27 protein-coding genes are annotated in these 24,187 nt (G+C 47.9%); 5 read left to right on the top strand and 22 right to left on the bottom strand.

Features of this window, described 5'->3' with window-relative positions; all coding sequences use genetic code 11:
* Positions 1-9: 9 nt before the first annotated feature.
* Entirely contained in the window at positions 10-219 is a 210-nt protein-coding gene (locus M2108_RS07810) for a hypothetical protein (RefSeq protein WP_277468520.1), read from the bottom strand.
* A gap of 227 nt (positions 220-446) precedes the next feature.
* On the opposite strand from M2108_RS07810, the gene M2108_RS07805 reads away from it, so the two are divergent.
* Positions 447-1,016, top strand: a complete 570-nt coding sequence (locus tag M2108_RS07805) for a thymidine kinase (protein ID WP_277468521.1) — start codon at positions 447-449, stop codon at positions 1,014-1,016.
* A 77-nt stretch (positions 1,017-1,093) separates the two neighbouring features.
* Here M2108_RS07805 and M2108_RS07800 read toward each other — a convergent pair whose 3' ends face one another.
* From M2108_RS07800 to M2108_RS07790, 3 genes are all read right to left on the bottom strand, one after another.
* The gene (locus M2108_RS07800) at positions 1,094-1,351 is read right to left on the bottom strand and encodes a hypothetical protein (protein ID WP_277468522.1); all 258 of its coding nucleotides are present in this window, start codon (positions 1,349-1,351) and stop codon (positions 1,094-1,096) included.
* Positions 1,352-1,391: 40 nt separating this feature from the next.
* Positions 1,392-1,916 (bottom strand): DinB family protein, encoded by a 525-nt coding sequence (locus M2108_RS07795; protein WP_277468523.1) that lies wholly within the window; start codon positions 1,914-1,916, stop codon positions 1,392-1,394.
* Between the two features lie 670 nt (positions 1,917-2,586).
* The gene (locus M2108_RS07790; protein ID WP_277468524.1) at positions 2,587-2,892 is read right to left on the bottom strand and encodes a hypothetical protein; all 306 of its coding nucleotides are present in this window, start codon (positions 2,890-2,892) and stop codon (positions 2,587-2,589) included.
* Between M2108_RS07790 and M2108_RS31585 the strand changes: the two genes are divergently transcribed.
* The 3 genes from M2108_RS31585 (at position 2,774) to sda (ending at position 4,091) form a co-directional block, all read left to right on the top strand.
* On the top strand, positions 2,774-3,223 hold the full coding sequence (locus M2108_RS31585; RefSeq protein ID WP_481856877.1) for an accessory gene regulator B family protein: 450 nt from the start codon (positions 2,774-2,776) through the stop codon (positions 3,221-3,223). The genes M2108_RS07790 and M2108_RS31585 overlap by 119 nt on opposite strands.
* Positions 3,224-3,360: 137 nt before the next feature.
* Entirely contained in the window at positions 3,361-3,696 is a 336-nt protein-coding gene (locus M2108_RS07785) for a LytTR family DNA-binding domain-containing protein (RefSeq protein ID WP_277468525.1), read from the top strand.
* A gap of 215 nt (positions 3,697-3,911) precedes the next feature.
* Positions 3,912-4,091, top strand: coding sequence for a sporulation histidine kinase inhibitor Sda (sda, locus tag M2108_RS07780; protein WP_277468526.1), 180 nt, complete (start codon positions 3,912-3,914; stop codon positions 4,089-4,091).
* 134 nt (positions 4,092-4,225) lie between these two features.
* On the opposite strand, the gene M2108_RS07775 is transcribed toward sda, so the two are convergent.
* The 3 genes from M2108_RS07775 to M2108_RS07765 form a co-directional block, all read right to left on the bottom strand.
* On the bottom strand, positions 4,226-4,534 hold the full coding sequence (locus tag M2108_RS07775; RefSeq protein WP_277468527.1) for a hypothetical protein: 309 nt from the start codon (positions 4,532-4,534) through the stop codon (positions 4,226-4,228).
* Between the two features lie 285 nt (positions 4,535-4,819).
* Positions 4,820-5,824, bottom strand: coding sequence for a glycosyltransferase (locus tag M2108_RS07770; RefSeq protein ID WP_277468528.1), 1,005 nt, complete (start codon positions 5,822-5,824; stop codon positions 4,820-4,822).
* Between the two features lie 20 nt (positions 5,825-5,844).
* Complete coding sequence (locus M2108_RS07765) at positions 5,845-7,377, bottom strand: MATE family efflux transporter (RefSeq protein WP_277468529.1); 1,533 nt, start codon at positions 7,375-7,377, stop codon at positions 5,845-5,847.
* A 372-nt stretch (positions 7,378-7,749) separates the two neighbouring features.
* On the opposite strand from M2108_RS07765, the gene M2108_RS07760 reads away from it, so the two are divergent.
* A complete protein-coding gene (locus M2108_RS07760) occupies positions 7,750-9,492 on the top strand; it encodes an ABC-F family ATP-binding cassette domain-containing protein (protein WP_277468530.1) in 1,743 nt (580 codons plus the stop codon).
* A gap of 58 nt (positions 9,493-9,550) precedes the next feature.
* Here the strand turns inward: M2108_RS07760 and M2108_RS07755 are convergent, their stop codons facing one another.
* The 15 genes from M2108_RS07755 to nusB all read right to left on the bottom strand — a co-directional run bounded on the left by M2108_RS07755 (position 9,551) and on the right by nusB (position 24,136).
* Positions 9,551-10,156 carry a hypothetical protein gene (locus tag M2108_RS07755; RefSeq protein WP_277468531.1) on the bottom strand — a complete coding sequence of 202 codons (606 nt, stop codon included), beginning with the start codon at positions 10,154-10,156 and terminating at the stop codon, positions 9,551-9,553.
* A gap of 73 nt (positions 10,157-10,229) precedes the next feature.
* A complete protein-coding gene (locus tag M2108_RS07750) occupies positions 10,230-10,703 on the bottom strand; it encodes a hypothetical protein (RefSeq protein ID WP_277468533.1) in 474 nt (157 codons plus the stop codon).
* Between the two features lie 513 nt (positions 10,704-11,216).
* Positions 11,217-11,684 (bottom strand): hypothetical protein, encoded by a 468-nt coding sequence (locus M2108_RS07745; protein ID WP_277468534.1) that lies wholly within the window; start codon positions 11,682-11,684, stop codon positions 11,217-11,219.
* A gap of 374 nt (positions 11,685-12,058) precedes the next feature.
* Positions 12,059-12,892 (bottom strand): sporulation transcription factor Spo0A, encoded by an 834-nt coding sequence (gene spo0A / locus M2108_RS07740; protein ID WP_277468535.1) that lies wholly within the window; start codon positions 12,890-12,892, stop codon positions 12,059-12,061.
* Positions 12,893-13,089: 197 nt separating this feature from the next.
* Positions 13,090-14,226, bottom strand: a complete 1,137-nt coding sequence (gene spoIVB, locus M2108_RS07735; RefSeq protein WP_277468536.1) for a SpoIVB peptidase — start codon at positions 14,224-14,226, stop codon at positions 13,090-13,092.
* A 114-nt stretch (positions 14,227-14,340) separates the two neighbouring features.
* Positions 14,341-16,068 (bottom strand): DNA repair protein RecN, encoded by a 1,728-nt coding sequence (gene recN / locus M2108_RS07730; RefSeq protein WP_277468537.1) that lies wholly within the window; start codon positions 16,066-16,068, stop codon positions 14,341-14,343.
* Positions 16,069-16,128: 60 nt separating this feature from the next.
* Positions 16,129-16,578: a transcriptional regulator AhrC/ArgR gene (gene ahrC / locus M2108_RS07725; protein WP_277468539.1), complete on the bottom strand. Its 450-nt coding sequence runs from the start codon at positions 16,576-16,578 to the stop codon at positions 16,129-16,131.
* A 27-nt stretch (positions 16,579-16,605) separates the two neighbouring features.
* Entirely contained in the window at positions 16,606-17,076 is a 471-nt protein-coding gene (locus M2108_RS07720; RefSeq protein ID WP_068722138.1) for a hypothetical protein, read from the bottom strand.
* 111 nt (positions 17,077-17,187) lie between these two features.
* A complete protein-coding gene (locus M2108_RS07715) occupies positions 17,188-18,069 on the bottom strand; it encodes a TlyA family RNA methyltransferase (RefSeq protein ID WP_277468542.1) in 882 nt (293 codons plus the stop codon).
* A 46-nt stretch (positions 18,070-18,115) separates the two neighbouring features.
* Complete coding sequence (dxs, locus tag M2108_RS07710; RefSeq protein ID WP_277468543.1) at positions 18,116-20,023, bottom strand: 1-deoxy-D-xylulose-5-phosphate synthase; 1,908 nt, start codon at positions 20,021-20,023, stop codon at positions 18,116-18,118.
* Positions 20,024-20,117: 94 nt separating this feature from the next.
* Positions 20,118-21,062, bottom strand: a complete 945-nt coding sequence (locus M2108_RS07705; RefSeq protein WP_277468544.1) for a polyprenyl synthetase family protein — start codon at positions 21,060-21,062, stop codon at positions 20,118-20,120.
* Positions 21,049-21,306 carry an exodeoxyribonuclease VII small subunit gene (gene xseB / locus M2108_RS07700; protein ID WP_039875211.1) on the bottom strand — a complete coding sequence of 86 codons (258 nt, stop codon included), beginning with the start codon at positions 21,304-21,306 and terminating at the stop codon, positions 21,049-21,051. Before xseB ends, M2108_RS07705 begins: the two co-directional genes overlap by 14 nt.
* Positions 21,278-22,663, bottom strand: a complete 1,386-nt coding sequence (xseA, locus tag M2108_RS07695) for an exodeoxyribonuclease VII large subunit (protein WP_277468545.1) — start codon at positions 22,661-22,663, stop codon at positions 21,278-21,280. Before xseA ends, xseB begins: the two co-directional genes overlap by 29 nt.
* 9 nt (positions 22,664-22,672) lie before the next feature.
* Complete coding sequence (gene folD / locus M2108_RS07690; RefSeq protein ID WP_277468546.1) at positions 22,673-23,530, bottom strand: bifunctional methylenetetrahydrofolate dehydrogenase/methenyltetrahydrofolate cyclohydrolase FolD; 858 nt, start codon at positions 23,528-23,530, stop codon at positions 22,673-22,675.
* A 156-nt stretch (positions 23,531-23,686) separates the two neighbouring features.
* Positions 23,687-24,136, bottom strand: coding sequence for a transcription antitermination factor NusB (nusB, locus tag M2108_RS07685; protein WP_068728602.1), 450 nt, complete (start codon positions 24,134-24,136; stop codon positions 23,687-23,689).
* Positions 24,137-24,187 lie beyond the last annotated feature (51 nt).

Raw genomic sequence — 24,187 nt, 5'->3', positions numbered from 1 at the left:
CTCGTCAATTTATTCGTATAGTGCATCCCTTAATCTTGTTGACATTGCCGAACCTTGTCCGTTTTTCAGAATGACCCGGCGCAGCGCCTTGTTGCTGCGGCTGAGCTCCGCCAGCTCCTCAAGCATGTCCGCCAGCAGTCCCTGGACCTCCTCTGATAAACCGCCATCCCCGCGTACCGCGGCTACCCGTTCCTTATATTGCTCCAATTTCTCCGGCACTTGACATAACTTCCTTCCTGTAAATGGTTCTTCCGCTAAAAACACACGTGCGTATATTATAGCATAACCCGAGGACCCGCCCTAAGGCGGGAAATGCCTTTACAAGAAATATACCGAAACCGGCACTTTTTTCACTGGCTACTTTAAATGGACATATGATACTCTAATAAAGTCGCATTTTTCGGCATACTACACTCTTGGGGACAAGAGCGAAAGGACAGATGGACGTGGCACAGTTGTTTTACAGATACGGCGCAATGAACAGCGGGAAATCCATAGAGATACTCAAGGTAGCCCATAATTACGAGGAGCAGGGCAAGTCGGTGCTCATCTTCACCCCCTCCATTGATGACCGGGACGAGGTCGGGTACATTTCCTCCCGTATCGGACTGCGCAAGCAGGCCATTGCGATTGACGAAAATACGGATATTTACGGTATTGTAAGCAGCAACCTGCCTAAGCCCCACTGCGTGCTAATTGACGAGTGCCAGTTCCTCACCAAGGACTACATTCTCCAGCTTGTAAGGATTGTTGATGAACTGAACATCCCGGTCATGGCCTTCGGCTTGAAGAATGACTTCCAGAACAACCTTTTTGAAGGCAGCAAATACATGCTGATCTATGCCGATAAAATCGAAGAAATGAAGACCATCTGCTGGTTCTGCGAACGCAAGGCAACAATGGCCCTGCGCGTGGAGAACGGCAAGCCGGTCTACAGCGGCAAGCAGATCCAGATCGGCGGCAATGAAGCTTATTACCCCGTCTGCCGCAAATGTCACAAGAATCCGCCTCTATAGCAGCAAAAAAAAAGCGTTCCTGTACCGTTCAATAACGGCTGGAACGCTTTTTTTGTTATCTGTATACGCAGACTGCTTTACTTCTGAATGGCCTTGAGTGCGTTGTGTTCATCTTCTTTACTTACAAACAGTTCATGTCTGGATGACATGTTGCCTCCATAATGATTACGACTGGAAATGACGCGCATCCCGCCGTTGATTTTGGAACGGTGCCGAATTCCTGCCACACTAAGGCGGTTCTTGATGACGAAATATTCCCTCTGGTCAAAAGTGGTATAGAGCAGCGTCCGTTCCGGCGGTATGAAGAAATGCAGTATGCTTCTGGCAAATCCCATCCAGGCTCCCTCCCGTCTATGCTGTTCCAAGGTTCAGCAGCTACACCTGGTTCAGGTACCGCTCCTGCAATATTTTCATGTGATGTTTTTCATGTCCAACAATCATACAGGCCTGGGCTCTGACGGTCACAGGTACGGAATAGAAATTTCCGGCCCGGGTCCAGACATCATCCGCCAGGCTTTCCAGCAGAGCAAGTGTCGATTCCCGGACAATCCGGTAATGCAGCACCAGCTCCTTCAGGGTGAAGCGGTCAAAATGTCCGGCGGCAACGTAGTCCTTCTCTTCATATCCAGGCAGCGGCGCCTGCTCACCTCTGGCAAAACAGAGCAGCCGGTAGGACATAATGCGGTCATTATCGGTCAGGTGGCCGACCATTTCCTTAATGCTCCACTTCTCCGGCGCGTATCTGTAATTCCCCTGTTCTTCACTAAGCCCGTCCAGCAGTGCAAAAACCTCCTTGGACTGCTCACGGAGAATGGTGATAATGTCGCCCTCCGGCGGCACTAAAGAGATATAAGCTTCCTGAAATTCCATGTACTCGCCTTGCTCCGGACGCTGGTTCATTTAAAAATGGCCCCTCTCACTTAAAATTATGAATATATTGTTGAAAAGTGTAAATTCCTATTGTTGCATTTTAGTATATTATGTATAATATTTGCAAGAATAGGAAGAGTCAACTTGTTTACCGGGAGTGTGGGTATGCTGGATTTTTCGATATATATGTTCTTCTCAGTTCTGGAAACCTTCGCTATGTTCCTGCTTGCGTTTAGAGTATTCAAGATTGATCTTTACATAATTGAAATTATTTTTGCAAGTCTGATCATGGCCTTTGTCTCATTTGTGCTTCGGCATGATTACAGTATGGCTTTAACTGATGTTGTCATTCAATATCTGCTAACCTTTTGCTTCCTCTGGCTGTTGTTCCGTATCCACGCATTTTATGCCACTATAATGACGGGATTAATGTATTTATCTTATATGCTCTTGCAATCCGTATGTTATCTAATTATGAATTTCACAGGATTTTACTCCCTGCCATTTCCATATACCACCATGGGAGTTAATATACTGCAATGTATATCCGCATCCCTTACGATTTTTATTTCCTTTTATATCAACAAACACAGAAAAGGATTTGATTTTGTTCCGGACAAGCGAAGTGTAAGAGTGCAGATTAATTCAAAGGAGTTTATTCTATTCGCTTTGACTCTTCCGTCCTTGCTCATTATTATTTTTATCTTTCAGATTTCCCGGCAATACTCCAGCTTCTACTTTTTCCTGCCTTTGGCTTACGGAGCTCTGCTCTGTGCATATTTATATCTTTCATATAAAAAGGACCGGAGAACATGAACACAATCCCTAATAGAATTGCTGTTGCCATCAAAAGGGCTAATCCGGAGGAAACCTCCTCTGTTGAAGTAATGCAATATTCACTCGGCATTATATTGAATACGCTTTTTATTATTATTGCAACAGCAACCGTCGGCTTGCTTACGGGCCACTTTGGCAAGTTCATGACTTTCCTTCTCAGCTGTTCCATTCTCCGCCTGACTTCAGGCGGCTTTCACCTCAAAACAGCGAGAGCCTGTAATCTATTTTCTATTGGTTTATGTACACTCATTCCCTACCTTTTCAGCTTCTCCGGAATGACCCTTACAATCATTAACATAATAAGCCTGCTCATTATGCTTTTATTTGCACCTAATCCGGACAAAAATGCCCGGATGCCGTTGAGAATATATCCGCTTCTAAAGCTACTCTCTGTTCTGCTCGTTATCCTTAATTTTTTCATTCATTCGTCTGTCATCGGATTGGCGTTCATCGTTCAATCCTTAACAGTAATACCATGGATAAGGAGGGAAAAACAATGAAAAAGACGCTTGCCAAGCATGCTTCCTCAATTCTCGCCGCTTCTTCCCGTTTTTTTGTTTCCGTTATGAAGCCAATGTATCACAGTCCAGAAGCACCGCAAGAACTCCGTAAGTAATTCAACAAGGATGGGGAAAACATGCGTGTCTTACAAAACGACGGTTCTTCCCTGGACATCAGGGAGGAAGACATATTGTATTTTTCCAGCTATAAAAATGCAATATTCGTCCATACGAAAGAAGGCGAATTTGTTTTCCCCACTACTCTTTCCGATCTGCTGATTGCATACAAGGGTAAAGGATTCGAACGCCTTGACCGTAACAACGTCGTTAGCCTGAATAAGGTGAACGCGTATGACGCGGAGCGCAAAATTGTCCACTTCATTGAAGGTGAACAATTTGCAACGGTATCGGAGTCCAATGAACCCCGTATCAAGCGATTTCTTGCTGAATCATCAGGAGAAGCAGCAGATTGATTGAGTTGCTGTATCGTATCTTTTCAACATCCCGGTATCGACTTCGATACCGGGATAACTCTTTGTAAAGCGGGTAAATATTATGACATAATAACCATGTTATGTAAAGAGTAATTCGCAGGGTGAATGACAGGAGACGGATTTCCTTCCAAATGGTACCATTTAAATAAGTTAGCTATAATTTGGATCATTATACCTATTGATGGAGGAATCTAATGGATTATTATTTTCATCCTTCTCCGCGCCCCTCATCACTCGAACTACTATCTGACGAGCAGCTATTGAACATCTACGAATTGGCGGTGGAGGCTAAGGCTTCACCTGATTTTATTGAAATCATCATGAATATTCTGGCGGGAAGAAAAATAAAACCTTCAGATCATTTAGATGCGTGAATTCAATTCAATCAGTACACTTCTATATATATTTTTGTGCACAATGTATATTTACCACAAGTCAAAAGCCATCCTCTTCTGTTTTAGAAGGGATGGCTTTTGTGCAGGAACGGATATAATCTGTCCTTGTTCGGCTATTCTATAACTTCTGTCTTGAATACATTGTCCAATTTGCCGCCAAGTCTTTTCTTGAGCGGTACTTTGATATCACGGCTCAATTCCTTGAAGAAGGTATCCACATCACAGTTCACATTCTGTGCCATTACAACGACCGTACCGTCTGCCACTATATTGTGGTTGGCCTCATGCGGCACATCAACCTCAATGTCATATTTCTTGGTCAAGGTCTTCAAATACCTCGCAAAAATTTCCAGCAGCTCTTCGTTGCTGAAATTCTCAACCGCCGCTTTTCCCTTAGGAGTAAACTTTACGTTAATTCTCATTTGTGGATTCCCCTTTTCTGTCGAACCATTTTTTGTTGGCTTTATGGATCAGGATGAATAGATGGCTGCAAGAAAGGGCAACATTATTCATTTTTGTTAAAAAGGCGCATTTAATACTCTGTAAGAATATCTTTCACAACTTTTTTTAATACCATACCGCCCTGGCTGATTTCAGATGTAACGATTGTCCCTTTATAAATCGCACCTGCTACTATCATAACACAAAATTAAAACACTCCTCTATTGGATTTTCATTTCCAACAAAAGAGTGTATGTTCAGCTTGCTTATCCGATTTTATTATTTCTGAGTACGACGAATGCAAATTTGAATAAATGCGCATATAATCGCTTGTTGAGGAACAGCAGGCTGATGCTCATTTTATTTTTGAAGCCCAAGGTATTATCCTGGAAAAACGGATTGATGTTGCTTTTTAAAAAGGAAATGAACTCTTCGCAGCGCTCATCATTTACTTTAATGCCCTTTTTGATGTAATAATTGTAGTAGTTAAAGCCATACTCCACTACATTATCCAGGTATTGCTTGGAGATATCATGATAAGGGGTATTCTTCCCGTCTGACTTGAGGTCATTGTAACGGTCAATTACAGCCAGATAGTAGTTATAGAAGCTGTTGTCATCCCATACCTGTGTAATACTGCCGCCTCTTTGCAGATAATAATATTTCGGGTCCCAGACCCGGACGGATTTATTGGCGTTTTTGAACAGGAAATACATGGCCCACAGATCCTCATAAATTTTGCCGACCGGGAACCGGAGGTTTTCGAACAGCTCCCGTTTGAATAGCTTATTCCATAAATAGCTCTGAATTTCAACATCCTCGACGATTTTTTGCACACCTTCCACGTTGCTGTAGACAATCTCTCCTTCAAAATATTCATACAACGGTTCGGTTGAATCATCTGTCACCACATAGTGGCCGCAAATGGAAATATCGGCGTCATGCTTCTCGCTTAAGTTGTACAATAGCTCAAACATATCAGGTGCCAGCCAGTCATCACTGTCTGCAAAACCGATATATTTGCCCCTGGCAATATCTAGACCGCAGTTTCTGGCTTCAGAGACGCCGCCGTTCTTTTTATGAATCACATGCACTCTGCTATCCTGACTTGCATAATGGTCACAGATCTGAGGGGATTTGTCCGGAGAGCCGTCATTAATCAAAATCAACTCAAAGTCCGTAAAGGTCTGCGCCAGTATCGATTCGATACATTTCGGCAAGTAGTCAGCTACATTATACACCGGAACTATAATACTGATTTGCGGTTCCATTCTTATACCCCCATCTTCTTTTAGTATTGCCGCCCTGCTTTGCGGATTTTGAATTTGGCAAGGAGCGGACCAAGCATTTCCTGCAGCATGCCGGCATCCGGTCTGCTGAGCCAGAGACCAGCTATAAAAAACAGCGGGACCAGCGTAACCGATAACACAGCAGCGTCTAAAATGAACATTGTGTATGAATGCGGAGTTACCATAAAATCAAACTGTTTCGTTGCAGCAATGATTATCACGGAAACAAGCAGATTAACAATCCATTTTTTGTAGGTGATCCAGGAGCTTCTTTTCAACAATTTGCTATTCGTGTACCATACTATATCAATTAGCCGGTAAGTTAAAGCGACCATGGTCCCAAACAGCACCCCGTAGGCGCCAAACGGAAACACCAGTATCAATGAGAGAACAAAGTTTATTGATGTCTCCAGAATCGATCTCCACTGTGTTTTGCGGAAATGGCCGACGATATCAATCACCAGGTCGGAAGATAACCGGGCATTGAACAGGAGCTTCACTGCTGCAAACAATAAAGGCAGGAGCACATCAATATAATTGGTATCTTCAATCCCTGAGGTATACAGCCTCATAAAAGGCAGGATCAGGATCGTAGTTATCGTCAGCAGGGCAAACACCAGCGAGATGTAGGACGACTCGAAGAGGTTGAACATCCTGACAAATTTCGGAAAGTTATTGTTGTATTTTTGGCCTAAAGCGAATTTGAAGCTGTCCCGGATGGTAAAGGTTACTCTTTCCACCACGCCAAAGATCATATTGTACATCATATATACACTTACAACCTTCAGGTTTGTGAACAGGGTGAGCAGGACAACATCTGTATTTTTAAATACGAGATAAGACAGCTCGTGGATCAGAACGGAATTCTTTTGGCTGATGGCCTGATAATCCGGTGTAGTCTTGAAATTGATCCATTTGTAATGCTTTTTCATATAGATCTGGTATACAATAATTTGGACAATGGTGATCACAAAATAAACCGCCTGAACCAGAATAATATCAAACCCGTTCAGCATTAAAATGATTCGGATCACGTTGTTCACAATCGTGGAAAGTGCGGTTACGGAAGCCTCGATGTAGTTCTTGCCCTCAGCAAGCAACAGAACCCTGAACTTCCCCTGAAAATAATAATTAACCGCCCCGCCCAATCCGCTCAATAACACAATGGCCATAACTGTGAAGTTGCTGAAGCCTGAGCTGACAACAAGGGGATATCCAATCGAGATCAGGATGACCGCGATAAAATAGTACCATCCTGTTTTGCGGTAATAAGACGAGGTTGCAGTCAGTATTTCGTTGATTTTGGACTTGTCATTATTTCCGATATGCTTGTAAAGCGCCTGTATGGAGGCGGCACCTACACCTGCTTCCAGCAAAGACAAGTATGTAATGACCTGTACGACAGACGTTATGAGACCGTTGGCCTCCGAACCATAGGTAAGGATAATTAACCGCGGGATATAGAACCCCAGTCCGATCACAATCAATTGGCTTAGAACACCGACCAATACATTTAATATGCTTTTTTTGGCCATCCTTCTCTTTCCCCTTCACACTAATGTGATTGCTACAATGTATGGTGTTCTTTTTTGAAAATTACTGAACCCTTTCATTTTTTACAATGATTATACACGCATGAACCCAATTTTCATGTCGAAAAATGTTGCAAATTTAAAATTTAGATGCTCAAAACGGTAAAACCATATGTATTCTTCCGGTGGGTACAGATTAGCTGCTTTGTAATTAACCATTTTGTAGCGGGATAGAATCATATAGCGGGATTAGCAATGGCATATTATTTTGAAATGAATTGATGTTGGCCGAAATCAGTGTTATTCTAACAACTTAATGCCACTTCAAATCCAATAATAACAGTCCCTATTTTAGTTATAAAGAAAGGTAATATTATGATAAAAGTTGAACACTTATCCTTCTCGTTTCCGCAAAAAGAACTATATCACAACATTTCATTTACGCTTGAAGAAGCACAGCATTGCGCTTTTATAGGAACAAGCGGCAGCGGGAAAAGCACACTGGTCGATATATTGATGGATCCGGAAAGATATTTATACGAAGGCAGGCTAGAGATAGAACCCTCCTGCACAATCGGGTATGTAAGCCAGTTCTCGCAGCTGGACAGATCTGAAGAAACAACGGTTTTTGAGTATTTAGGAGAAGCATTTCTTAAGATTCAAAATGAAATAAATGCTATCCTCACTGAAATGGAGACCTCCGCCGATATTGAGCCGTTACTGGAGAAGTATCAACTGGCGTTAGACGCTTTTGAGTTGATCGGCGGAGACGATTTTGAAAGCAAGATTAATAAGAAGCTAAACCTGGCAAACCTCATGAAGCTGAAAGATCTAAGGGTATCTGAGCTGAGCGGCGGGGAATTCAAGCTGATCCAAGTCATGAAGGAAATGCTCAGCAATCCGGACGTGATGATTATGGACGAGCCGGATGTATTCTTAGATTTTGAAAACCTAAATGCGCTTAAAAATCTTATCAACTCCCACAAAGGCATTCTGCTGGTCATTACGCACAACCGTTATTTGCTGAATCATTGCTTCAACAAAATCATTCACCTCGAGAACATGGAGATCCAGGAGTTTGACGGGCGGTATATTGATTATAATTTCTCTTTACTTCAGACTAAGATCGAATCACAGGAGCTCGCACTCGCTGAAGAGGAAGAAATCAAGCGAAACGACACTATCATTGACAATCTTAGAGCCAGCGCAACCTATAATTCGGAAGCATCCAGAGGCAGAGCGCTAAAAGCAAGAGTGAAATTTCAGGAAAGACTGGAAGCCCGCAGAATTAAAGCTCCTTTCGTCGATATTAAGCAGCCTAAGATCTCTTTCGGCATGGAACACGAGCTTGAAGACGACACTATTGTAATAAAAGTTAATGATTACAGCGTTTCCTTTGATGAACTGCTTTTAGAAAAGGTCAGCTTTGAGATCAAGTCCTCGGATAAAGTAGCCATTATCGGTCCCAACGGTACAGGAAAAACGACCTTGCTCCGGGAGATTGTTAAACAACATCACGATTCCATTGAAGTAAACCCTGATGCTAAAACGGCGTATTTATCCCAGCTTCAAGGCGAAGTGCTAAACGATTCTAATACCATCCTGGAGGAATTTATCGAAGCGGGATTCGATACTTATGATAAGGTACGGTCGTATCTTACTGACTATGGCTTTGAAGGAGAAATCGTTACCCAAAAGATAGAATCGTTATCCGGCGGAGAAAAAAATCTGCTCCAATTGGCCAAGGTTTCTGCCAGTAAAGCAAATGTACTGCTGCTTGATGAACCGACAAGCCATTTGGACACCTATGCCCAAATCGCACTTGAGAAAGCCCTCCAGGAGTATAAAGGTGCCATTCTTATGATTTCACATGACTTCTATTCTGTCGTAAACGGGATGGATTATGTGCTGATCATTGAGGATAAGACGATTAGAAAAATGAGTATGCGCAAATTCAGAAAGATGATTTATGCCAGCCATTTTGATAAAGACTATTTAGAAACAGAGCAAAACAAAAAAGCAGTGGAAATGAAAATTGAACTGGCTTTGAAGGAAAAGAATTTCGAGCTTGCAAAAGTGTTGGCCGAGGAGCTTGAGGAGCTGATCAAGCTGCTGTAAACGTGGCTGATATACAAGAAAAAGACACTGATAATTTAGTCTCAGTGTCTTTTTACTGTTATTTAAAATGCAGTTCTCCTAGCTGGTCGTTCCATCCTTCAACAACACCATTGTTAAAGCTTATACTTGCTGATCCATAATACCACGTATCTCCACCGTTTGTGATATGATCTGGCGTTCCCATTGATTTTTTAACAGTATCTTTGGAATCGCCTAATCCAATTTTTATTGCTGCGGCTTCGCCTTTTGAGCTGCTTTTATCATTATTAGCAGAATAAAACACTGATGTTCCGTCTGCATACGTTGGCTGAGTTGTTTCAGTTGGTGCTGAATTAACAATTTCATCTTTTGCATGTTGCAGTTCATTCAAGACACTGTTCATTACATTGTTCCTGATGGATTCACTTTGCCCTTCCATGGCATCAATAACTTGCTTTTTATACTCGGCGAATAAATCCAACGCATGATCGTAGTCATCGGCATCCTGCCAGCCATTTATCGTCAGGATCTTTGCATCTCCTGTGATCCGGTTTATTTTAACAGGAAAGCGTTGATCTAGCTTCTCATACTTATACAAGCCCGGATAGATCACAAGACCAAATATAATGACTCCAATCAAAACGAATGAATAGCGAACAACCTCTCTGGTAAGTTCTTTTTTCATAACCCCGCACTCCATAATATCCACATCGGCTGCAGAATTTGCTGTCTCCCACTGACAAAAGAATAACATTCCGTTATCTGCCCAGGCGCTTGATGCTCTCAACGGAGTATATTCCGTTTAAGCCTTCCATTTCCGTGTTGATAAGTGCTTCCCCTTCTTCAATCCTGCTTTTAAGAGCAGCACTATCCGTAAAGACAGAATAAGGATCATTTTTTTGACGTGACCCGTTTAAAAAGTAGTCAATGTCAAGCAATATAAGTTCTTGCTGCACGCCGGTTAAAATATCATCCTTAATTGGAAAATTCGTTTCTATAATTGCTTTCCTTTTTGCAATAATCATCTTTCTGTGCAGACTGTTCACACCTATGTAAGCTAACAGACAAACAATAAATGCTGAGCCTGAAATGATTCCTGTTTTGCGGGTGACGCCGTTTAAGATCAGACTTGCAATGATGGTTACCGCACACAGAAAGATCATCTGGCCTTTTAATTTAAATTTGAAATCGCGGCGCTTATTAGAAATATACTGTAATGATTCTTCCTTCAAAACACATTCTCCTTTAATGGGTATTTCGTTATAACATGCTAATTGTATTACATAATGCGTAACTGTCAAATCATTTGAATCCTCCATTGATTTTCTGCAAATATAAAACCCAATAAACCAAAAGGTTTATCGGGTGTGGGAGTCATCATGGGTTCAACGACAAGCTTTTCAGAGAGTAACTTAACTATAAAATAGACATTAACAGTAAGGAATCCCCTAATCCTAATCTAACTTATGTAAACAACTCCGAATATGGCAGTTACCAAACCACCTCTGCCGATTTCTCCCATGTTATTGATACTTATCCTTTAGCTGCGACAAAAAAGGATGTGCCTGGTTTAGGCTTTCCAGTTGACCTTAGAGCTTATAGCTCTAATGGACAGCATTAATTTAACAAATCAATCAATGACTATTACCTGAAGCACCGGAACAGACTACATGAGTGATACTTCAGTAAGCTGGACGTTTTAATAAAAATACATAATGACGCGAAAAAGAGAACAATCCAACATTTTAATAATCGCTCTCAAATATCTTTTGGTTTTCATCATTTAAAAATGTAATTTTTAATTGAGCGGTTGGATTCCAGATCCTATAGTCCTTTATAATTAGATACTTTTCTCCTCCATAATCATATTCTCTTGTCTTGCCATCAATCTTAACTGTATAAGTTTTAGCATCTCTTAAGACTTTTACATTATTTATTATGAGGCCTATTGAGCCTTTCTTGAGGCCACCAATGACAACTTCTTCTTTAATTAATCCAGTCGATTTAATGTAATCAGAAGAACTTTGATAAATATAAATATATGGGGAACTAAAAATATAATATTCACTGTTATTTAACTTTTGGATTGAAACATGATCTAATTTCTTATTGTCGATAAATTGATTAATTTCTTTTTGTGTTGAAGTTTCACTTTTATTACACCCCAGCAACAATGAACATATAAAGGCCAGGACTATCCGCTTAATTTCCATTTATCCTCCAGAAATTTTTTATAAAACTCTTGCTGGCTATATCAACTATTAATCCTCTTCATGCGATCAAAAGAATAAACTTGGGTTACACTAAGCATTTTTAAAGTCTGTTCATAGCTCCTCATAGTCTTTTTAGCTAAGTTACGTGAAGAGCAATAGAGCATAAATTATCAATTTGGAATTCAAAATCAGTCATAAAAAATCATTCCTTCATTGGATTATTAACACACCCAATAAAGGAATGAATTTATACGTTACCCAAGAAAGTTTTTATTGGTCTAAAACAGCCCAAAAAGATATTTATAGGCAAAATTGTTTTAGAGAGATTATCCTTCAATCCCCGAAACCCTTCACGTATCCTGATCCTTACCCTTTCAAGACACCTTATGCTCAATCCGCAGCTTGTCGGCTACCATGGCAATAAACTCCGAATTGGTCGGCTTCGATTTGGAGATATTAATGGTATAGCCGAACAGATGGGAGATGCTGTCGATGTTACCACGGGTCCAGGCGACTTCAATCGCATGGCGGATAGCCCGTTCAACACGGGAAGGCGTGGTTTTGAATTTCTCCGCAATAGCCGGATACAGCGTTTTGGTGATGGCTCCGAGGATTTCAATATTGTTGTATACCATGGTGATCGCTTCACGCAGATACTGGTAGCCTTTAATATGCGCAGGCACACCAATCTCATGAATTATGGAGGTAATGTTCGCGTCCAGGTTCTTGCCCTTGGAGAGCGGCACTACGTTGGTGCCTGATGATGAGCCCGACGGACGTGAGCCGACAAAGCCAGCCATACTTGAAGAGCTGCTCATGCTGCCCTGCGTACCGACGAGCTGACGCACACGGTTGGCCAGAACCTCCATGTCAAACGGCTTCAAAATATAATAAGACGCGCCAAGCTGCACAGCTCTTTGAGTGATGTTCTCCTGACCAAATGCAGTCAGCATGATGATCTTCGGCTGCGGGTTAAGATCCATATCACGCAGGCGTTCAAGAACGCCGAGTCCGTCCAAATGCGGCATGATAATATCGAGGATCAGTACATCCGGAATCTTTCTTGCTCCGCTAAGCATCTGAAGCACTTCTTCTCCATTATAAGCGATGCCTGTAACGGTCATGTCTTCCTGTTCCGTAATGTATTCGGCAAGCAAGTTTGTGAACTCCCTATTATCATCTGCCAACAACACTTCAATATTCTGCACTGGCTGCTTCCTCCTTATTCATATCTGCTATTCTTTACCACATTATTATCGCACTCCTTAGGTTTTCGACACGCCGTTTAAATATCCTTCTGTCGAAAATTATTTTTCTTTATTTTTTTTCGCCATTGGATTATAATTAAATATTTTATTTCAACATTCGATTTATATCGCTGAGCTTCGACAAAAAAATCTTAAGGCTATACCGCCTTAAGATTATATAGGGAAAGATCAGTTTGCCCGGTGACACCGGAATCTTTTAGCATCCACTCGATAAAGCAGCCGTAACCTGACTTCGGATCATTGACAAATACGTGGGTAACTGCACCGATCAAACGGCCGTTCTGCACGATCGGGCTTCCGCTCATGCCCTGGACAATACCGCCGGTCTTATCGATCAGACGAGGGTCGGTAATACGCAGCACAAGTCCTTTGGTGGCAGGAGTCTGCTGATGGGCGACATGGATAATTTCCACATTGAACCGCTCCACCTGCTGTCCGTCCACTACGGTAAGAATCTGCGCCGGGCCTTCCTTCACTTCACTGCTCTTCGCGATCGGAATCGGCTGCTTGTAAAGGCTGTGCTCAGGGTTCTTGGTCATTTTACCGAAGATACCGAAATCCGTATTGCTCTGCACATTACCCAGCACCTGGCTTTCCTTGAGAAAAACAGCCCGCTTCTCTCCGGGATCGCCATCCTGGCTCTTGGAGATGGAGGTGACCGTGGACTGTACGATATGCCCGCTGCCGACCACAATCGGAGTTCCGGTGTTCATGTCCGTAATGACATGGCCCAGAGCGCCGTACACTCCCTGCTCCGGAGCATAAAAGGTCAGGGTGCCGACACCAGCCGCAGAATCGCGGATGTACAGCCCCAGTCTCCATACCTTGTCATTACGGTCATACGCGGGCTTCAGCCTGGCTGTATGCTCCTTGCCGGCGCGTTTGTACACGATGGTCAAGGTTTCGCCTGACTTTCCGGCCCGCTCGACCAGCTTCGCAACCTTGGATACCTCATTAAGCTTCACACCGTCGATGGAAATCATCAGATCTCCAGGCACCAGACCGCTGTTCTCTCCGGGTGAAAGCTTGGACTGCTCAGATACTTCAATTAGATGATGGCCAACAACAAGAACACCTGCCGACTTCACTTTCACCCCGATCGTCTGGCCTCCCGGGATTACCTTGAGCTCCTGTTCTGCCGCTTGGGCCGCCGGCTTGGCCGGATGAGGGTCAAGCGGTGAGGCATAACTCTGGATAGGACCTGCTACACCGGATAAGCTGAGAAAGAAGGTGAATAAAAGGCCGGGCATTAACTTCCTGAGGTTCGGCTTCAATGGCTGTCACGCTCCCTTTTGCTTCTTTCGCTTGACGAAAAAGGTGGTCGCCAATTGCGTACCTATAAGATAACCTTGCCCCCAGGCTTTTATTACTGTCAATCATTGTCCCGCCTAGCTTATGGCCGCTTTGCTGGCCTCGGCCAGACTGAGCATTTCCTGGGCGTGATGCAGTGTTTTTTCGGTAATTTCGACGCCGCCCAGCATCCGGGCAAGCTCCATAATCCGCCCGCTCTCGTTAAGGGAATCAACCTCGGTCATGGTCCGTCCGTCCTCAACCTTTTTACGGATCAGGTACTGATGATCGGCCATACAGGCCACCTGCGGCAGATGTGTAATCGAGAACACCTGACAGGTGGACGACAGCTTGAACAGCTTATCGGCAATGGACTGGGCCGCGCGTCCGCTGACCCCGGTATCCACTTCATCAAAGACCAGTACAGGAATAGCATCCGTACGGGCAAAAATACTCTTCATCGCCAGCATGATCCGTGACAGCTCACCGCCGGAGGCGATTTTGCCAAGCGGCCGCAGCGGCTCACCCGGGTTCGGGGAGATCATGAACTCCGCACTGTCGATGCCCTGACGGGTCAGCCGGTACCTGCGCTCCTGGTACTCCACGCCACGCGGGTCCTCCAGAAGATCCAGCTTGACCTGCAGGGATGTCCGCTCCATCTGCAGATCCTTAAGCTCTCCTTCGACCTGCGTAGCAAGGTCTGCCGCACATTGTCTGCGCGCTTCAGTGAGTACCTGTGCCGCTTCCATTAAGGTGGTGAGCAGGCTGTTGCGCTTCACGCTCAGCTTCTCGATGTATTCGTCCTTATTCTCCAGCAGGTCCGTTTCCCGGTGTATCTGATCATAATACGCCAGAATCTGTTCCACACTGTCTCCATATTTGCGGCGGAGGCCATTAATCAGATCGAGACGGTTCTCGATCTCCTCCAGCCGTACCGGATTGAATTCAATGTCCTCCCGGTAATCCCGCAGCTGAAAAGCGGCATCCTCCAGCTGGTAATAGGATGACTGCAGCTGCTCCAGTACAGCCCGCAGCCCCTTTTCGTCGTAACGGACCGCATCCTCCAGCCGGGAGATTACTTTATTGATGGATTCGAGTCCCTGTTTGTCATACAGCAGGTCATATGCACCGGATACCGAATCCATCATTTTCTCGCTGTGGGATAGTTTGACCCGTTCTTCGGCAAGTAATTCATCTTCTCCCGGTTTTAACCCTGCCGAAGAAATTTCCTCAAGCTGAAAGCGGTACAAATCCAGCATTTGATAAGCCTTTTGGCTGGACTCCTGAAGCTCCCGCAATTCCTTCTCCACCTTGGCAAAAGCGCTATACTTCTCCTGATAATCAGCCTTCAGCGGACCGATCACCGCTTCCCCGTAAGTATCCAGAAGCCCGAGGTGACGCTCGGCCTTCAGCAGGTTCTGGTGCTCATGCTGGCCGTGAATGTTAACCAGCTGTTCTCCGATTTCCCGCAGCATGCTCAGATTGACCATCTGCCCGTTGACACGTGACGTGCTTTTGCCCGTTGAAGTAATCTCACGCCGGATAATCAGATGCTCCTCAGGCTGCGCGTCAATGCCCAGACGCTCCAGCGTCTCCCATACCGGATGACCGGCAGGCAGACTGAACAGCGCTTCCATTTCCGCCTTGTCACAGCCGTAACGGATGGAGTCTGCAGAGCCCCTTCCGCCGGCTACAAGCGCAAGCGCATCAATAATTATGGATTTTCCGGCGCCTGTTTCCCCTGTAAGCACATGAAATCCGGGATAAAAATGCACATCCACCGCTTCAACCACGGCCAGATTGCGGATCGATAACGTTTCTAACACTATAACTGCACCTCCGAAAAGATGATTCCCATGAATGGATTGATGCTGCGTCTATTTATTTCAGGAGATATATCCCATGATCTGCGAAATGACATCCTTGCTGTCCTCCGGCAGACGGCAAATGATCAGAATGGTATCATCGCCGGAAATCGTCCCCATAATCTGCGGCCAGTCAATGTTGTCAATGAGCGCCGCCACAGAGTTTGCGGTGCCCGGGAGACATTTCATGACCACCAGGTTGCCCGAGGAATCGATGTGAACGAAATTGTCCACCAGCACCCTTTTGAGCTTCTGGGTCGGATTGTAGCGCTGGTCTGTCGGCAGGGAATACTTGTATCTCCCGTCGTCCATCGGCACCTTGATCAGGAGCAGCTCCTTGATATCACGCGATACGGTCGCCTGTGTGACCTGAAACCCTGCATCGCGCAGCTCGTCCACCAGCTCATCCTGTGTTTCGATTTCCTTCTGTGTAATAATTTCACGAATCTTGATATGCCTGTGTCCCTTCATAGTGCCTCCTGTATTGTAAAATGAATATTAAGCGGACTCTCCGTCATCCCTGCCAAAAGAAATCACATGGATGGCAGAGGACACCGTGTTGACATACAGCACTCCGCTGCAGTCAGGATAAATCAGCAGATAAGGCAGCAGTGCATCCCGGAGTGCGCTCCCTGTAAACTCCAGCTCCTTGCGGGGCCTGGACAAAATGACCAGATAATAGGAGCCGTCCTCTTTGGCGGCTACGTAATCAATAAACAGCCGGCTGTACATGGGGGCACCGTCTACATTAAAAGAAAGCGGGATCTTGAGCTTGCCGCCAATCACCTCATATCCTGCTGCCTCCAGCCACTCAATGGACGGGTGGGGAGCAATATCATTGTTGATCGGCACCCGGTCCTTCAGGAAGGAATCCGGTGAGCTCTGCAGCCAGAGATAAATCCGGTACACCAGAAATATCACAACTGCCAATCCAATAAGCGCCACAACGGCTTTGTCAGAGCTTGCCACGCAAATCACCTCGGTGATTTATTCGCCCAGCCTGCCGGGAACTCCTGCAATACGTCAGCGCCAGCTGATTATTAGTTTTGGGTAAAAAATGACTTTTCAAGCAAAAGAAACTCATCGTTTCTTCGATGAGTTTCCGTTAGCAGCCGCAGTAAAGGTCGAAGCTGCTTCTTTAATGACGGTATCAGCCAGCAGCGCGAAGCTGTCAGCCGTATAACGGGGAGCAGACAATGCTTCTGAATCTGCCGAATCATCCGTCAGCTTCCAGTGTGCCAGAAATTCAATATTCCCTTCACCGCCGGTAATCGGCGAGAAGGTCAGATTCTCCAGCCGGTAACCCAGCTCTTCCGCCATAGTCAGTACATTGACCAGTACTTCCTTATGTACCGCCGGATCACGCACAACGCCTGATTTACCGACCTTTTCCCGGCCGGCCTCGAACTGCGGCTTAATAAGCGCGGCAATATCTGCCGGGCGGCTAAGCAGCGCTTTGAGCGGAGGAAGAATGATTTTGAGCGAGATAAAGGAGACATCAATGCTCGCGAAATCAGGCACCGGACCCAGCAGATCCTGAGGTGTCATGTAGCGGAAATTCGTCCGCTCCATTACGCTTACCCGCTCGTCGTTGCGAAGGCTCCAGTCCAGCTGGTTATAGCCGACATCAATAGCATAAACATGACTTGCCCCGTGCTGCAGGGCGCAGTCGGTAAAGCCCCCGGTGGAGGAGCCGATATCAAGCATGACGCGTCCGGTCAGGCTGATCTCAAATTTGCGGAGCGCTTTCTCCAGCTTGAGCCCGCCGCGGCTGACATAAGGGTGCACAGCTCCTTTGACCTTCAGAACAGAGCTGCGGAGCACCTTCATGCCCGCTTTCTCAATCCGCTCCTCGTCCGCCAGCACAAGACCGGCCATAATGGCAGCCTTCGCCTTTTCACGGCTTTCATAAAAGCCCTGCTCCACCAGTAATACATCAATCCGTTCTTTAGGGTGTTCCATGTTCATCTCCTGATCGTTCTTGGTCGCCAGCTTCCGCTTCCGTTATTCAGGAAGTGGAAGTCGACTTGTACGTATATTTGCTCAGCGCCTTCATCGCTTTGATCCGTGCACACAAGGCTTCAACGGTCAGGCCGGTCTGCTGGCGCTGCTCTTTGACGGAGCCATGCTCAATAAAGATATCCGGCACGCCCATCAGATGCACCCGCGCATCATATATCTCCTGGGATGCAAAGAACTCCAGCACGGCGCTGCCAAGGCTGCCCGCTTCGCTTGCCTCCTCCATAACAATCATTGAGGTCCCGGAATTAGCCAGCTCGAGCAGCATTGAATTGTCAAGCGGCTTCTGGAAGCGTGCATTTACGACTCCAACCTGAATACCTTCACGTTTCAAGAGCTCCGCCGCTTCTTCGGCAACCTGAACCATCGGCCCGCAGGCCAGCACAGCGTAATCGTCGCCGGTACGCAGGCGTTCCCATGAGCCAATCGGGATGGGGTGCATCTCCTTGTCCAGAGCCACACCGGTTCCGTCAATCCGCGGATAACGGTAAGCAATCGGTCCGTCATTGTATTCCAGCGCCGTCCTCATCATGTGGCGCAGCTCGTTCTCATCCTTAGGCATCATGATGACCATATTCGGGATATGACGCATAAAAGCGATATCATAGACGCCCTGATGGGTCTCGCCATCCGCACCGACAAAGCCTGCGCGGTCAATGGCGAACATCACATTGGCGTTATGGCGGCAGATGTCATGCAGAATCTGATCATAGGCCCGCTGCATGAAGGTGGAATACACCGCATATACCGGTTTCATTCCCTGCATTGCCAGCGCTGCGCAGAGCGTTGCCGCATGCTGCTCGGCAATGCCGACATCAATCATCCGGTCCGGGAATTCCTTGGCGAACGGGAACAGGCCGGACCCCCCCGGCATGGCCGGTGTTACAGCGATCAAGCGTTTGTCCTCACGGCCCAGCTCAATCAGTGCCTCTCCGAACACCTCGGTGTACATCGGCGGTTTGCCGACGGCCTTCAGCGGCTGTCCGGATTCGATTTTGTAAGGTGAAATGGCATGTGATTTGTAGAAATCAGTCTCCGCCGGCTTGTAGCCTTTGCCTTTGGTAGTCAACACATGCACCAGCACAGGGCCGTTCACATTGTCTGCCTGATGGAAGGTGTCAATCATCTTCTCAATATCATGCCCGTCTACCGGACCGAGATAGGTGAAGCCCAGCTCCTCGAACAGCACGCCGGGTACCATCATATATTTAAGGCTGTCCTTCAGCTTCTCAGCCGTCTTGGCCAGCTTGCCGCCGATTGCCGGAATTCTCCGCAGCAGCCCTTCCACTTCATCCTTTGCCCGCAGGTAATGGCGGTCTGAACGGATTTTGCTCAGGTAATTGTGCATTGCCCCGACGTTCGGCGCAATGGACATCTCATTATCGTTCAGGATTACCATCAGCTTGCGGCGTTCATGCCCGATATGATTCAGTGCTTCAAAGGCCATCCCGCCGGTCAGCGCACCGTCACCGATCACAGCAATAACCTTGTTGTCCTCGCCCTTGAGATCACGCGCCATTGCCATACCCATAGCTGCAGACAGAGAGGTGCTGCTGTGCCCGGCTTCCCAGACATCATGCTCACTCTCCGAGCGCTTCACAAAGCCGCACAGTCCGTCCTTCTTGCGGAGCGTGTCGAAGCGGTCCTGCCGTCCGGTAAGGATTTTGTGGACATAAGCCTGGTGTCCTACATCATATATCATTTTATCCCGGGGACTGTCATAGCAGTAATGCAGCGCCAGCGTAAGCTCCACTACCCCCAGGTTGGATCCCAGATGCCCGCCGGTCACAGTCAGCTTCTCAATCAGAAACGTACGGATCTCCTCTGCAAGGGAGTTCAGCTCTGGCACTGATAAAGATTTGAGTTGCTGCGGATCATTTATATTTGGAAGCAGCACGAGTCTTCCCCGCTTTCCTAGATGTTGTAAAATATAAACCCCATTATAACACAAACGAAACGGCTGTCGAAATACAGCCGCTTCGGAATTTTCTTTAATGGTCTCTGGACATCAGATAAGATGCAATTTCCAGCAGGCGTGAATTGTCCTTGAAGCCTCCGCCGAGCACAGCGCTGCGGGCTGCTTCCGTCAGCCGCTCCACTTCCGCGCGTGAGGCCTCCAGCCCGATGAAGAACGGGTAAGTCACCTTTTGCTGCTTGATGTCGCTGCCCGTCTTCTTGCCGAGCTTGCCTTCGTCGCCGACCAGGTCAAGGATATCATCCTGCACCTGAAAAGCCAGGCCGATCTGTGTGCCGAATTCGCGCAGCGCTTCCAGCTGCGCCGCGTCTGCACCCGCAATCCGCCCGCCGGCCAGCAGGGAACATACGATCAGATCGCCAGTCTTATGGCGGTGGATATACTGCAGCTGCTCCAGACTGGTAAGTCCCTGCTCGCCTTCCATGTCAGCCACCTGTCCGCCGACCATGCCGCGCGGCCCGGCCATTTCAGCCAGCTCCTCGACAATGGAGAGAACCTGCTCTGCAGGCACGCCATGCCGGCGGGATGACTGGACCACACTGTAGAATGCATGGGTCAGCAGCGCGTCCCCAGCCAGGATAGCGGTCGCTTCGCCGAACACTTTATGACTCGTGAGCTTACCCCGCCGGTAATCATCGTTATCCATAGCGGGAAGATCATCATGAATGAGTGAATAGGTGTGCACCATTTCGATAGCAGCTGCCACAGGCAGCGCCGCGTCCCGGCTGCCACCAAGCGCCTCGCAGGCTGCAACAACGAGCAGCGGGCGGAGGCGCTTGCCGCCGGCCTGCAAGGAATAATTCATTGCATCCTTCAAATGGCCCGGGACGGTCCAGTCCGCAGGAAGCGTAGTCTCCAGCTCCTGGAGAACAGCTTCAGTCACACCGGCGATATATTCTTTAAGCGGCTGGCGCTCTCCGCCTGCCGCATTTAGTTCCGGGTTATGCTCAGACCTGCTCATCGCTGTCCCCTTCCAGCCGGGCGCCGAAAGGCTTCTTGCGCAATTCCCCGTCCATCTCGGTAATCATTTCGATCTTGCGCTCCACCTGTTCCAGCTTGCTGCCGCACAGCTGCGACAGCTTCATTCCCTGTTGAAACAAGTCTATGGCCTTCTCCAGGGGAACGTCGCCGTGCTCAAGCTCACGGACGATTTCCTCCAGCCGCTCCATGGCCCCTTCAAAATCCAGTTCCGCTTCCTTCGTCATCGTCTTTGCCATCCTCCTTCATTCCCCAGACCTGGCAGCTTAGCTGTCCGTCATTCAGCTTTATGTTGACTACATCGCCTAGCTCAACTTCCTTCAGCGATTTGATTAAATGCTCTTCCTTCTCGTCATAGACGAGGCTGTATCCGCGCGACATGACCTTCAGCGGGCTGAGCGCGTCGAGCGAGCGCAGCTCCGAGACGTAGCGCGCACGCTTGTCCCGCAGGCGCGCCTGCATCGCCCCCGCAAGCGTGCGGGTGATGCTCTCTGTGCGCTGCCTGGCCGCATTCACGCTGGCCTGCGGGTGGAACCGCTGCAGCCTTGCGCGCACCACCGCCTGGCGCTCCTGCGAGCGGCGGTGCCGGGTTTCGGCTGCGCGGCTAAGCGCCGCGCGCAGCATGTCCAGCCGCTGCGCGTGCTGGGCCAGCTGGCGGCGCGGGCCGACCAGCGCCAGCGAGCGCTGCAGCGAGGCGAGGCGCTCGCCGCCGCGCTGGGAGCGGCGCAGCAGGCCCTGGCGCAGCCGCTGCTCGGCGGTGCGCAGCTGCGAGCCAAGCTCGGCGGCATGCGGCACAGCCAGCTCAGCCGCCGCTGTAGGGGTCGCCGCCCGCAGATCGGCGGCGAAATCGGCGATCGTGAAGTCGGTCTCATGACCGACTGCCGAGATCACCGGAATGCCGGAGCCGGCAATCGCCCGCGCTACGGCTTCTTCGTTGAAGGCCCACAATTCCTCCAGTGAGCCGCCCCCGCGGCCGACGATCAGCACATCGGCCTCGCCCATGGCGTTCAGGTTCTGGATCGCCTTAACGATCGAAGGCGCAGCCCCCTTGCCCTGCACCAGTACGGGATACAGCACCACAGCAACCTGCGGAAAGCGCCGCTGCAGCGTAATGATAATATCCCGTACAGCCGCGCCGGTCGGTGAGGTTACAACTCCGACAACGCGCGGAAAGCGCGGCAGCGGACGTTTGCGGTCCGCTGCGAACAGCCCTTCCTGCTCCAGCTTCCGCTTCAGCTGCTCGTAAGCCATATACAGGCTGCCGATGCCGTCAGGCTGCATATGGGTCGCGTAGAACTGGTATTGCCCGTCCCGTTCATATACCGTTACATTGCCTCTGGCAATAACCTTGGTCCCTTCCTTCGGAACAAAGGGCAGCCGCTGGTTATGCGAGGCGAACATAATGGACTTGATCCGGCTGCTCTCATCCTTCAACGTGAAATACATGTGTCCGCTGCCGTGATGAGTGAAGTTGGAGATTTCCCCGCGGACCCATACATCTGACAGGAGCACATCCGAATCCAGCTTCATGCGGATATATTTGTTAAGATCTTTAATGGATAAGACTTGCCGTTCTGCCGCCATAAGCAGCTCCTATTCCAGGCCGCGGCGGCGTTTGGCCGCAATCAGCGTATTGCTCATCAGCATGGTAATGGTCATCGGGCCTACCCCGCCGGGTACAGGTGTAATGTAACCGGCAACTTCCCGCGCGCTCTCATAATCCACGTCACCGGCAAGCTTGCCGTTATCCAGCCGGTTCATGCCGACGTCAATGACCACTGCCCCCGGCTTCACATACGAGCCGTCAATGAAATTCGCCCGGCCGATAGCTACTACCAGAATGTCTGCCTGACGGCAGATTTCGGCCATATTCGCCGTACGGGAGTGGCACATCGTTACGGTAGCATTCTCGCGCTGCAGCAGCAGGGAGACCGGTTTGCCGACGATATTGCTGCGGCCGATTACGACCGCATGCTTGCCTGAAATTCCGGTGCCTGTCCGCTTGATCAGCTCAATACAGCCGGCAGGTGTACAAGGCAGCAGGCTGTCATCACCGATGACCAGATTGCCGACATTGATCGGATGAAAACCATCCACATCCTTCTCCACGGCAATTGCATCGATAACCGCTTTTTCCTCGATATGCTTGGGCAGCGGCAGCTGAACAAGAATACCGTCGATATCATTGCGGCTGTTCAGCTCTGCCACCAGGGCAAGCAGCTCCTCCTGGGTTGTCGACGCCTCAAGTCTATGCACTTCAGAGTGGAAGCCAAGCTCCGTGCTGGATTTCTCCTTATTCCGGACATAGACCTGGGATGCCGGGTCTTCACCGACAAGAACGACAGCAAGACCGGGCTTTACACCGTGCTCTGCCAGGTCCTTCACCTGCTGTGCGATGTCAATACGAATTTCGTCGGATACCTGTTTACCGCTGATGATTGCTGCTGTCATGTAAGTCTCTCCCCTTTTTATCTGCTCAAGAAGTGTGATTGAAGCATGAATGGCTAGTAATACGGGATACTGCTTGTCTGCTGCCGGGAACGCCCGGCTTACCGGCCAGTTACCGCTGGTATACTTCCCCGGTGCCTGCCTGGGTACTTTTCCGCCTTACAGCTCGCTTTTCAGCTTGTCAATTTCCTGGATCATTTTGCCGAGTACACCGTTCACGAATTTGCCGGAGTCCTCTGTGCCGAAATGCTTGGCCAGATCGATCGCCTCGTTGACCGCAACCTTGGCGGGCACATCGTCTGCGAAGACCATTTCAAAGGTTGCCAGACGCAGAATCTGGCGGTCTACCCGTGACAAACGGCTCATCTGCCAGCCCTTCAGGTAATGCTCCAGCATATCGTCGATGGCCACTTTATGCTCCCATACGCCGTTCACATGCTGCACAACATACGCCTTCAGCTCTGTCTCGTCCGTGATGACATGCTCGCTTTCATTTTCCTCGGATGCCTCAGCAATCAGCATTTCCACCGCTTCCGCACTATCTACCTCATTCATTTCCATCTGGTACAGGCTTTGGACAATAATCTCTCTTGCTAAACGTCTCTTCATGTGTTCCTCCTACAATCTAATCTCGCAGTTTATATCGTAAATCATTGTTTC

Origin of the sequence: Paenibacillus sp. PastM-3, assembly GCF_029893965.1 — a bacterium.
Lineage (GTDB): Bacteria > Bacillota > Bacilli > Paenibacillales > Paenibacillaceae > Paenibacillus_AQ.
Note: the sequence above shows the minus strand (reverse complement) of the source record. Positions and strands in the feature narration are given on the sequence as shown.